This window comes from Planococcus sp. APC 3900, assembly GCF_030407735.1.
GTDB classification, from domain to species: Bacteria; Bacillota; Bacilli; order Bacillales_A; family Planococcaceae; genus Planococcus; species Planococcus notacanthi.
Map to the genome: position 1 here is coordinate 172,491 of NZ_JASDCT010000008.1, position 10,026 is coordinate 182,516.

12 protein-coding genes are annotated in these 10,026 nt (G+C 44.7%); 4 read left to right on the top strand and 8 right to left on the bottom strand.

Features of this window, described 5'->3' with window-relative positions; all coding sequences use genetic code 11:
- Positions 1 to 126 precede the first annotated feature (126 nt).
- From QMA04_RS15825 to QMA04_RS15845, 5 genes are all read right to left on the bottom strand, one after another.
- Positions 127 to 855, bottom strand: coding sequence for an amino acid ABC transporter ATP-binding protein (locus tag QMA04_RS15825; RefSeq protein ID WP_290186921.1), 729 nt, complete (start codon positions 853 to 855; stop codon positions 127 to 129).
- Positions 852 to 1,496, bottom strand: coding sequence for an amino acid ABC transporter permease (locus QMA04_RS15830; protein ID WP_290186922.1), 645 nt, complete (start codon positions 1,494 to 1,496; stop codon positions 852 to 854). Before QMA04_RS15830 ends, QMA04_RS15825 begins: the two co-directional genes overlap by 4 nt.
- A 57-nt stretch (positions 1,497 to 1,553) precedes the next feature.
- Complete coding sequence (locus QMA04_RS15835) at positions 1,554 to 2,342, bottom strand: transporter substrate-binding domain-containing protein (RefSeq protein WP_290186923.1); 789 nt, start codon at positions 2,340 to 2,342, stop codon at positions 1,554 to 1,556.
- A gap of 119 nt (positions 2,343 to 2,461) precedes the next feature.
- Positions 2,462 to 3,550: an AI-2E family transporter gene (locus QMA04_RS15840; protein WP_290186925.1), complete on the bottom strand. Its 1,089-nt coding sequence runs from the start codon at positions 3,548 to 3,550 to the stop codon at positions 2,462 to 2,464.
- Positions 3,551 to 3,642: 92 nt separating this feature from the next.
- A complete protein-coding gene (locus QMA04_RS15845) occupies positions 3,643 to 3,924 on the bottom strand; it encodes a hypothetical protein (RefSeq protein ID WP_290186926.1) in 282 nt (93 codons plus the stop codon).
- A gap of 209 nt (positions 3,925 to 4,133) precedes the next feature.
- On the opposite strand from QMA04_RS15845, the gene QMA04_RS15850 reads away from it, so the two are divergent.
- Positions 4,134 to 5,003 (top strand): glycerophosphodiester phosphodiesterase family protein, encoded by an 870-nt coding sequence (locus QMA04_RS15850; protein ID WP_290186927.1) that lies wholly within the window; start codon positions 4,134 to 4,136, stop codon positions 5,001 to 5,003.
- 13 nt (positions 5,004 to 5,016) lie between these two features.
- On the opposite strand, the gene QMA04_RS15855 is transcribed toward QMA04_RS15850, so the two are convergent.
- Positions 5,017 to 5,712, bottom strand: a complete 696-nt coding sequence (locus QMA04_RS15855; RefSeq protein ID WP_290186928.1) for a type 1 glutamine amidotransferase domain-containing protein — start codon at positions 5,710 to 5,712, stop codon at positions 5,017 to 5,019.
- A 169-nt stretch (positions 5,713 to 5,881) separates the two neighbouring features.
- On the opposite strand from QMA04_RS15855, the gene QMA04_RS15860 reads away from it, so the two are divergent.
- Positions 5,882 to 6,985 carry an S-layer homology domain-containing protein gene (locus QMA04_RS15860; RefSeq protein ID WP_290186929.1) on the top strand — a complete coding sequence of 368 codons (1,104 nt, stop codon included), beginning with the start codon at positions 5,882 to 5,884 and terminating at the stop codon, positions 6,983 to 6,985.
- 38 nt (positions 6,986 to 7,023) lie between these two features.
- Here the strand turns inward: QMA04_RS15860 and QMA04_RS15865 are convergent, their stop codons facing one another.
- On the bottom strand, positions 7,024 to 7,488 hold the full coding sequence (locus QMA04_RS15865; protein ID WP_290186930.1) for a YaiI/YqxD family protein: 465 nt from the start codon (positions 7,486 to 7,488) through the stop codon (positions 7,024 to 7,026).
- On the bottom strand, positions 7,481 to 8,059 hold the full coding sequence (locus tag QMA04_RS15870) for a DUF1836 domain-containing protein (protein WP_191715418.1): 579 nt from the start codon (positions 8,057 to 8,059) through the stop codon (positions 7,481 to 7,483). The genes QMA04_RS15865 and QMA04_RS15870 overlap by 8 nt, the downstream gene beginning before the upstream one ends.
- Positions 8,060 to 8,200: 141 nt before the next feature.
- On the opposite strand from QMA04_RS15870, the gene trhA reads away from it, so the two are divergent.
- Positions 8,201 to 8,848: a PAQR family membrane homeostasis protein TrhA gene (trhA, locus tag QMA04_RS15875; protein WP_290186932.1), complete on the top strand. Its 648-nt coding sequence runs from the start codon at positions 8,201 to 8,203 to the stop codon at positions 8,846 to 8,848.
- Between the two features lie 370 nt (positions 8,849 to 9,218).
- A complete protein-coding gene (locus QMA04_RS15880) occupies positions 9,219 to 9,998 on the top strand; it encodes a 2-keto-4-pentenoate hydratase (RefSeq protein WP_191715416.1) in 780 nt (259 codons plus the stop codon).
- Positions 9,999 to 10,026: the final 28 nt, after the last annotated feature.

A 10,026-nucleotide genomic window follows, 5' to 3' on the forward strand; every position in this document is an offset into this window, starting at 1 on the left:
CAACCGTTCTGAATCTATCGCCAGAACGGTTGGTGTTTGGAATTTTCCAGAAATACGCGCCGATGCGCCAAAATAAGATTCTTCCAACAAAAAAGCAGAAAAAAATACGCCCGCAGGCGCATTTTTCTACAATACTTTGCTTAAGAACGCTTTTGTCCGCTCATGCTGCGGGTTGCCAAACAATTCTTTCGGCACATTTTCTTCCACGATATATCCGCCATCGATAAACAATACACGGTCACCCATTTCAGCTGCAAATCCCATCTCATGCGTCACAACGACCATGGTCATGCCTTCACGCGCCAACTGTTTCATGACATCGAGTACGTCCCCCACCATTTCCGGGTCAAGTGCAGACGTCGGTTCATCAAAAAGCATGATCTTTGGATCCATCGCCAATGCCCGGGCGATTGCCACGCGCTGTTTTTGGCCGCCTGACAGTTCCCCCGGATAAGCTTTTGCTTTTTCCCGCAAACCAACTTTATCAAGCAGCTCATAGGCTTTCGCTTCACTCGCTTTTCTGTCGCTTTTCTTCACTTTCATCGGTGCCAGAATGACATTTTCCAATACCGACTTATGAGGGAACAAATTGAATTGTTGAAACACCATTCCGACGTCCTGGCGAATTTTATTGATGTCTATTTTAGGATCCGTGATGTCAACACCTTCTATATAGACATGTCCGCCCGTAATTTCTTCCAACCGGTTCAAGCAGCGCAGAAATGTACTTTTCCCTGAACCGGATGGGCCGATTACACAGATGACTTCTTTTTCTTCTACCACAGTGCTCATGTCTTTTATGACTTCCAGGTTGCCGAATGATTTTTTCAAATTTTCCACTCTGATCATTGTCATCGCAAAACAAACTTCCTTTCTACAAAGCTCGCCAGCATGGAGAGCAGATATATGACCACAAAGTAAATAATCCCTAAGATCAAGTACACATTAAAAGCATCAAATGTGGCACTGGCCTGGATACGGCCTTCTTGCGTCAAATCCGCCACTCCAATAACCGATAACAGCGACGTATCCTTCAATGAAATAATCGCCTGGTTGGTGATGGTCGGCAGCATTCGTCTGAAAGCCTGAGGTAAAATGATATAGCGCATGTTCTGTGTTGAATTCAGTCCCAGTGAACGCGCCGCTTCTGTTTGTCCTTTATCAATCGATTGAATACCCGCACGGATAATTTCAGAGAAGTAAGCACCTGCGTTAATGGCTACTGTTACGATCCCAGCCGTCGTATTGTCCAGCGAGATAAAGTCCAAGGAGTTTAGGCCGAAATAGATGAAGAACAACTGGACGATAAACGGCGTGCCCCGAATGGCATCGACAAAGATTTTCGCAATCCAATTCAGTATTTTCAGCGGCGCCAACCTGAATAGCGCCACCACTAAACCGATCAGGAATCCGATTACAATAGCAATGGCAAAAATATAGAGCGTAACTTGCAGCCCTTCCATTAAATATGGAAAAGCGTTGATAATTGTATCCATACTCACATCCCCTTTGCATCAAAAAATGCAGCGCGCTTCTGCGCGCTGCATCCATTTTTATTCTGCTGCGATATACTTCGCTAGAATTTCATCGTATTCTCCGCTGTCGCGCAATTCCTGGAGACCTGCATTGATTTTCTCAAGAAGCTCTGCATTTTCCCCTTTTAATACCGCGATGCCGTATTGGTCACCGGTTAAGCGCTCACCTGCTGTTTTCAGATCAAGCCCGCTTTCAGCAATGGCATAAGCGATAACGGGATAATCTTCAAGCAATACATCAGCATTGCCGTTTGACACTTCCTGGAACATGGAAGGGCTGTCTTCAAATTGAGTAATTGTGTAACCATGCTCAGCTTCGTTGTCACGGGCAAATTGAGCACCTGTCGTTCCACTCTTAACCGCTACTGTCTTGCCTTCCAAATCTTCCAAGGCTGTAATGTCCGTGTTGCCTTCAGCTACCACCAGTGATAAACCGGCATCAAAGTACGGGTCAGAAAAGTCGACCACTTCTTTGCGTTCATCGGTAATACTCATACCAGCAATTGCTACATCCAATTGGCCAGCCTGCAAAGCAGGGATGATGCCGCCGAAATCCATCGGGCTGAATTTAATTTCGAATCCTTGGTTTTCAGCAATCGCATTGATCAAATCAATATCGATTCCTGTATATTCGCCATCCACTTCAAATTCGAATGGCGGATAAGTTGTATCGATCCCCACTGTATAAGTTTCCCCTTCAGTGCCGCCTTCCCCGCCTGTTGAACCTTCTTCACTTTCATCGGATCCGCAGGCAGCAAGTACGAGCAGCATTGCTAATAGTAGTGCTAAAAGACTCCATTTCTTCATCTTAGTTCCCCCTTGTTTTTGCATATCAGTCATTCTAAAGAATAATATATCATAATTTTCTCAATTCTAGTACCTTTGAGAGAAAATAACCACTATTCAATAAAGTTATGCAGTACTAATTAACCGTCTGGCTGTTGGACTGCTCTCTTTTTGCGCAGCCTGTTAAATAAACGGATATTATGAACCAAGGTTTTTAAAACAGCATAAGTGGGAATCGCAATCAGAATACCGATAAATCCATACAATGCACCGGCAATCATCAGCAGTAAAATAATCGTCAGTGGATGGATGTTCAGGCGATTGCCCATGATATTCGGTGTCACAAGATTGCCTTCAAGCTGCTGGACAACGAGCAGCACAAGGATGACTTTTATTGCCATCCACGCATCTCCACTCATCAAAGCGACAAATAAAGCAGGAATGATGCCGATGAGCGGTCCGAGGAAAGGCACAATAATCAAGAACATTGCGAAGATCGACAGACTCAAAGCGTAATCCAATCCGATAATCAAATAACCAATGTACATCAAGGTTCCCACTACAGCAGCGACAATCGCCTGGCCCACTATAAACGCAGACAATGTCTGATCGACATCCTTCAATACTTTTTCACCTTCAAGCTTGTGTTCTTCCGGTAAATACTTTATTAAATGAGGAATGAATTTTTCATCATCCTTCAATAGAAAGAACAGCACAAACGGGACAACAATGAGGACAATTGCAATATTCATCAACATCGTCAAAATGTTCATCACATTATTCAGCAGTCCTTCTGAAAGGTTCTCCAAGTAATCCAAAGCCCATGCTTTTATCTCCGGACCTGAAACTCCGCCCAGCTGAAAACCGGACAGGATGTTGTTTGATTCCTCCGTCACTTCTTCAACGGTTCCCGGCGCCAGGTCTGCGAGACTCTCGACCTGGTTGGTAACCAATGGACCCAAAAAGTAAATCAGAATAGATAAAGTTAAAATAATGACGGTAAAAACGATTCCGATTCCAGCAATTTTAGGTACATAGCGCATCAACCATTTTACAAAAGGCCGCAGCAAATAATAAAGCAGGCCCCCGATCAGGACCGGCGCAAAAATGGTAGCGATGACGATCTGAAGCGGCTCAAAAATATAATCAATCTTGCCAAGAAAAAACAAGGTCACTGAAACCAATAAAATCGCTGTCGTATATTCAAAAAATGGTTTTCTAATCCACATACTTGCTTCTCCTTTTCCAATGGTTATCGTATTTTCTGCACACAAAAAAGCGAAAGCAAAAAGAAACTTTGCCTTCGCTTGATGTGATGCCCTTATTTATCTTCTTCAAGTTCCCGCATTTCTTTATGGGTTTGCGGAAATGCATTGGCCTGCCATTCATCACGGTAGGCAGAGTCTAACTGGGACAAGCCCTGTTCAGCAGAATCTTCCAGAGCTTCAACACTTTCACGTTGATCCACTTCATTGCTGTTGCGCATATCCATATCTTCTCTTACCTGCACTGAATTTTTCTCCTGGTATGCTTTATAAACAAAAATTCCAGAGGCCGCTGCAAGCGCGCTGCCAATCAGTGTATTCATTGTCGACTTTTTCATCAAAATCCCTCCAAAAATACGTGGTTTTTTTCTCACTTCTTCTTGTATACCCTATATATGATTTTTTAACTAGGTACTTATAATTTTTTTATTTCTTCCTAATTTCAATCGGCAGCCTTAAGTATTCCAAAATTACCTTATTAAGCTTTGCAATAAACTTATGGAACGGAACCTTGTATACTGAAGAGGAATAGATAAGGAGGACGCTTATGGCAGTTAATCAGCAGCTACTTGGATGGCGATTAAGCAACTATAAGAGTTTTTATCAAGCTTTACAGGAAAAACTGCACCCCTTGACTCCCGTCGCCCATCGTGGTCTGTGGAATCCCGCGCCAGAGAATTCGCTCCCTTCCATTCAACATTGCATCGACCGCAAAGTCTATTTGATTGAATTGGACATGCGATTGACCAAGGACGGACACATTATTCTCATGCACGACGCTACTGTAGACCGGACGACGAACGGTACCGGAGAAATAGATCAGCTGACATTAAAAGAAATAAAAGAATTGTCGTTAAAAGAATTGAACGGCGGCCCCAATGCGAAAATTTCAACTGAAAAAGTGCCTACTCTTCTCGAAGTTCTGCCAATGATTAAAGGAAAAGCCATGATCAACGCCGACAAAGCTTGGGATTTACGGCACGAACTTTATGAACTGGTAGAGAAGCACGACCTCTTAGATCACTTCATGCTGAAAAGCGACAAACCGGTTGAGCAATTGAAGGACTTTTTTGAATCGAAACCACGAAACATGTGCTACATGCATAAACTGAATGACCAAAATCTTCATCAACTCGACCTGTTGCTCAATGAGATTTCGCCAATCGCAATCGAATTGATTTTTTATACAGAGGAGGATGAGGTGATTTCCGAAGCTGTCGTCAGCAAACTTAAAAACCAAACGAATTTATGGGGCAACGCCCTTGATTTTGCTGAAAACGCCCGGCGCTCGGATGCTCTTTCGCTATTAGACCCCGATAAAGGCTGGGGATGGTTCATCGACCGCGGCTTTAGCCTGATTCAGACCAATTATCCGCTGCAGTTCATGGACTATGCGGAAAAAAAATCAAATAAATGAACCCGGCTGTGTTTTAAGCCGGGTTCACTTCTGTCAGGAGTTCTTTTACTTTTTCGCCCACCTGGCTTGCGGAAGCCGGATTTTGCCCCGTCACCAACCGCCCTGATTCAATCACACAGGATGTGAACGGCACTTGAGAGATTTGAAATAAAGTTCCTTGTTCTTTCAAGTTTTGCTCCAGGGAAAAAGGAATATCGCGATACATTCCCATGATTTTTTCTTCAAAATCCGAAAAGCCGGTCACGACATGCCCCGCCAGTAAATTACGGCCATCAGATAAAGGAATGTTCAACAAAGCACTCGGTCCATGGCATACAGCAGCCACTACCCCACCTGCTTCGTAGATCGAGGCAGTCAGTTTCTGCAAGCTTGGGTTATTCGGAAAATCGATCATCGTACCATGGCCGCCGGTAAAATAAATAGCCGCATAATCATGTGCCTTTACCTGCTCTGGCGTCAGCGGTTTCTTCAATTTGCCCATCAGCTCATCGTCTAAATAATAGTGGCGCGTCTGCTTATGGACGACCGCTTCCATCAAACTGAGCGGGTCAATCGGCACGCGGTTGGAAGCGGTGCTAATGATATCCACGTCAAAATAATCTTTTATTTCATGGTAAAAATCAGTCATTTCCCGAAGCCACAGCCCCGTTTTTTTCCCCTTGATCCCAACATTGGCTTCATTCGTCACAACAATGAGGATTTTTTTCATGTTCGTCTCCTTTCCCAAATCAGTTTCAAGTATTTTATCTTTTATTCCCCTTCTGGTAGAAAACTACTCTTAGAGCTCTTTTATACTCATTATTTTATTTTTATAACATTTTATTGTTACTTTATACTTTTATTCGTGGTAAAATAAGATCAAATAGGGAGGGATAAATATGAAGACTTTATTGTCTTTAATTGCAGCTGCCATCCTGATGTTCAGTTCGTTTTTATCTCCCGCCAAAGCGATTGTTTTGTTTGATGACGTCTTTGCCACTCACCCGTTCGCTTTTGAAATCGCTTATTTGTACGAAGAAGGAATCATCAATGGCTATCCGGATGGAACCTTCAGACCGAATGATCCTGTTACCCGTGCCCATGCTGTCGCCATGATCGGACGTGCCTTGAATCTGGACGACACATCCCGTTCAACGGGGTTTAGAGATGTTCCCGCAAACCATCCGTTTTCCGGTTACATCGCTTCCGCTGTTGAAGAGGAGATCATTGTCGGTTTTCCGAATAATTATTTCCGTCCAAATTGGACTGTCACCCGAGCCCAGACTGTGACTATGCTGGACAGAGCTTTTTATTTCCCTGAAGCGCCGGATAATACTTTTCGGGACATGAGGGAAAACCATTTTGCTTTTGATGCCGTATCAAGACTTGCTTATCAAGGAGTCGCACGCGGCTATCCGGACAATACTTTCCGCCCTGACACTCCGGTAACACGTGCTCAATTTTCTGCATTTCTCGCCCGTGCCATCGAACCTTCTTTCATTCCTGAAAAACAGGAATTATTGATGACAGCCAATGATATTCTGGCTGAACTGCAAGCGGAGGATTTCGGTGATGTCGCAGCTTATGTCAGCTCTACAGAGGGATTGACGTTTTGCCCTTACAGTGGTGGTTGCATCGACAATGGCGGAGTGACTTTCACCAAAGCCCAACTTCCCAACTTCATGAATGATGCCAATGATTATTTATGGGGTTATCAGGACGGCAGCGGTTTTGAGATTAAATTGACGCCTGCTGAGTATTACGATGAATACTTGATGGATGCGGAATATACCACTAAAGAACGCTATGGACGCACCATCCAGCCAACTACACATGAATTTATTCACCGAGTGTACCCTGAAGCAACCATTGTCGAGTACTACTTCCCTGGAACTGATCAATATGACCAAATGGACTGGCAGAGCTTGAACATGGTATTCGAGAAGAACAGCAACGGTGACTGGGTATTGGTGGCGATCATTAATGACCGCTGGACCATTTAACCCAAAATAGACAAAATAGACAAAGAAAGACCCGGCATTCAACTGCCGGGTCCTTTTTCATTTTCCTTACTTTGTTTCAACAGGACCGTTAAAGCCGCTGCGAATTTTTCATTGTCTTCGGGACGCCGTTTTTTCGGCCCTTTCATCCGGCCGCCGCCTTGCCGGATTTTTTTGGCGACATGTCGGCCATGGAGCAGTTGCTCGATGTTTTCATCTGAATAGACGCGGCCATTCTGATCGATTGGAATGCCTCTTTTTGCAAGCACCATAGCGGCAAGGCCGTAATCCTGGGTGACGACAATATCGCCTTTTTTGACCCGGTTGACCAGCACAAAGTCGACTGCATCCGCGCCTTTTGATACCGTGATGGTTTCTGCCCCTTCTCTGTGCATTTCATGGGAAGTGTCGCAAATCAAGATGACTGGAAGCCGGTAGCCTCTAGCCAAATCGATGGTTTGGGTGACCACCGGACAGCCATCTGCATCAATGAGAACTTTAACCATTCGTGTCCGCTCCTTTCGCCATCTCATCCACCAGTTTCTCCGCTGCTCTCCTGTAAAGATTGCTGGTATGAACCAATGATGCGATGAGCAGGACGCGCTCCAGTTCCTCCGATTCATCAGCACCCGCCACCTGTTCAGCAGCTTCTTCCGATTGGCGCTTTAAGCCTGCTTCGAAAATCTCTGCATTGCCTTGCTGAAGATTTAAGTAACTGCTGTAAAACTGCTCCAGATCCAACTCTTTTTGTGCCGCCTTTTCATTGATGCCATGCAGCACCTGCTTGACGTCATTGATCGATAATGCGCTTTTCATCTGATAAATCAAACTGATCAGCATAATGTGGTTGCGGCTGTATTTTTTGTTTTGGACCGGATAGAACAACTTCCCTTTGGCATAATTATTAATCATGGTCTTCGTCAGGATTTTTTCATCTGGATACCGTTTCGACTCGGCAAAACTGGTTTCGAATAATTGAATGACCTGATCGATATACAGATCGATCTTCGGAATGTCTTCCGGCAGAACCTGATTATGGAAAGCCATCGATTTGATGATTTCATCAGCTTTTCCCATGTACTTCCACGCTCCCTTGCGGTGTTTCATACTAGTTATTTTACCCCATTATCAAATTTTCTCCAAACTTGACTCCGTTTATCAATGCGAGTATCGTTATACATAGTTTCAATAACTACATAAAACGAGGAGTTGCTTTACATGACTGCTTATATCCGAGAACCTTTTAATGCATTGTCCCATTTAGCTGGAGCTGTTTTATCCCTCGCTGCACTTTTAGCGATGGTCATCAAAACCGCTTATGCCAATGCACCCGCTTTGCATGTAACAGCTGTCGCTATTTTCGGCATCAGTTTGATTTTATTGTATACGGCTTCCACCATTTATCATTCAGCCATTTCAGATCCGCACATCATCGCTTTTTTGCGAAAACTTGATCATTCCATGATCTTCGCGTTGATTGCAGGCTCTTATGTCCCATTTTGTCTGATCGCTTTAGGCGGAACGCTCGGCTGGACCTTATTCTCCCTTGTCGCCGTATTGGGAATAAGCGGCATTCTCTTTAAAATGGTCTGGTTCCATTCGCCAAGATGGCTGTCGACCGCAATCTATATCGCCATGGGCTGGATCATCATTTTCGCAGTAGTGCCATTGGCTGACAGCTTGTCGCTGACAGGTCTGCTGCTGCTTGTCGCTGGCGGTGTTTCCTACACAGTAGGCGGTATCATATATGGAATAAAACCTAATTTTCTGTCTTCCAAGCACCTTGGATTTCATGAGATCTTCCACCTCTTCATTCTTTTGGGAAGCCTTTGCCACTTCTTGGCTGTTTATTTTTATGTATTGTAAAAAGAAAAGCGGAAGCGGCCGTGTAGTCCTGACAAGCGCTGGAAGCTTTACCGGGAATGGCGTTCTTTGCCAGTCTTGGTAAAGCTGAAGCGACTCGAGGGACTGGGCGCTGGAGTCTGGACAATAGAGAAAAGCGGAAACGGCCGTGCAGCTCTGACAGGGGTAAGACGGTCTGGCAAAGCGGCGTGTTTACAGCCGCACAGCCAGAGTGGCTTACATCCCGAAGAGCTGGGCGCTGGAGTCTGGACAATAAAGAAAAGCGGAAGCTGTCCAAGAGCAGAAGCCCAATAAAAATCAGCAACACGAAACATTCAAAATAAACTGTCAGAATGATATGATAAGAGGTATACCATCTGAGAGGGGCTTTCTTATGAAAAATCTGGATTCACAGCAAACTGATATGGCAACCGTTTTATATGAAGCCTACATCAACAGGCAAACAATTCCGAAAGAGCAAATTCCAGCCTCTTTGGAAAAGAACCAGGCTTATGCAATCCAGCATGCGGTTACGGATACTAAAACCCGGAATGGGCAAGAGGAATTAAGAGGCTATAAAATCAGCCTGACCAGCAAAGAAACACAGGACCTATTCCAATCGGAAACTCCTTTGTATGGTGCGCTGACTACTTCCGCTTTATCGGATGGCATCATTGAATTGGATTCGATGTCTTCTCCTTTAATTGAGATCGAATTGATTTTTATTGCGAAGGAAGACTTATCGGCAACGGACGATGTTCAGGCGCTTCTGGAGAAAACCCAAGTGGCACCTGGCATCGAAGTCCCCGATTCCCGATACGATGACTGGTTCCCAAAAATCAGCCTTGGGCAAGTAGTCGCAGACAGTGCAGTTGCAGGGAAAATCATCGTCGGCCAGCCACTGGATAGCATCAGCTACAGCCAGCTTGAGCGGCTGCCTGGCAAACTAAGCTTAAATGGAAAGGAAATTGCGGGAGACACTTCTGCTGAAGTCCTGGGTCATCCCGTAAATGCACTGCAATGGCTGGTCAAGGAATTGGATGGCCACGGGTTGACAGTAAAAAAAGGAATGGCCATTTCATCAGGCACTTTCATTTTGCCGAAGACGCTGGAGAGAGGGCTTTACGAAGCCAGCTACGGCGAGCTCGGCTCAGTCACTTTAACTGTTAAATGACGATAAAAAAAGGGTCCGCAAAATTTTT

Excerpts from the sequence above, each read along its gene's own strand:
- trhA (WP_290186932.1), top strand. The coding sequence starts at position 8,201 with ATGACTGCTTATATCCGAGAACCTTTTAATGCATTGTCCCATTTAGCT.
- QMA04_RS15840 (WP_290186925.1), bottom strand. The coding sequence starts at position 3,550 with ATGTGGATTAGAAAACCATTTTTTGAATATACGACAGCGATTTTATTG.
- QMA04_RS15850 (WP_290186927.1), top strand. The coding sequence starts at position 4,134 with ATGGCAGTTAATCAGCAGCTACTTGGATGGCGATTAAGCAACTATAAG.
- QMA04_RS15845 (WP_290186926.1), bottom strand. The coding sequence starts at position 3,924 with ATGAAAAAGTCGACAATGAATACACTGATTGGCAGCGCGCTTGCAGCG.
- QMA04_RS15830 (WP_290186922.1), bottom strand. The coding sequence starts at position 1,496 with ATGGATACAATTATCAACGCTTTTCCATATTTAATGGAAGGGCTGCAA.
- QMA04_RS15860 (WP_290186929.1), top strand. The coding sequence starts at position 5,882 with ATGAAGACTTTATTGTCTTTAATTGCAGCTGCCATCCTGATGTTCAGT.
- QMA04_RS15825 (WP_290186921.1), bottom strand. The coding sequence starts at position 855 with ATGACAATGATCAGAGTGGAAAATTTGAAAAAATCATTCGGCAACCTG.
- QMA04_RS15870 (WP_191715418.1), bottom strand. The coding sequence starts at position 8,059 with ATGGGAAAAGCTGATGAAATCATCAAATCGATGGCTTTCCATAATCAG.
- QMA04_RS15835 (WP_290186923.1), bottom strand. The coding sequence starts at position 2,342 with ATGAAGAAATGGAGTCTTTTAGCACTACTATTAGCAATGCTGCTCGTA.
- QMA04_RS15865 (WP_290186930.1), bottom strand. The coding sequence starts at position 7,488 with ATGGTTAAAGTTCTCATTGATGCAGATGGCTGTCCGGTGGTCACCCAA.
- QMA04_RS15880 (WP_191715416.1), top strand. The coding sequence starts at position 9,219 with ATGAAAAATCTGGATTCACAGCAAACTGATATGGCAACCGTTTTATAT.
- QMA04_RS15855 (WP_290186928.1), bottom strand. The coding sequence starts at position 5,712 with ATGAAAAAAATCCTCATTGTTGTGACGAATGAAGCCAATGTTGGGATC.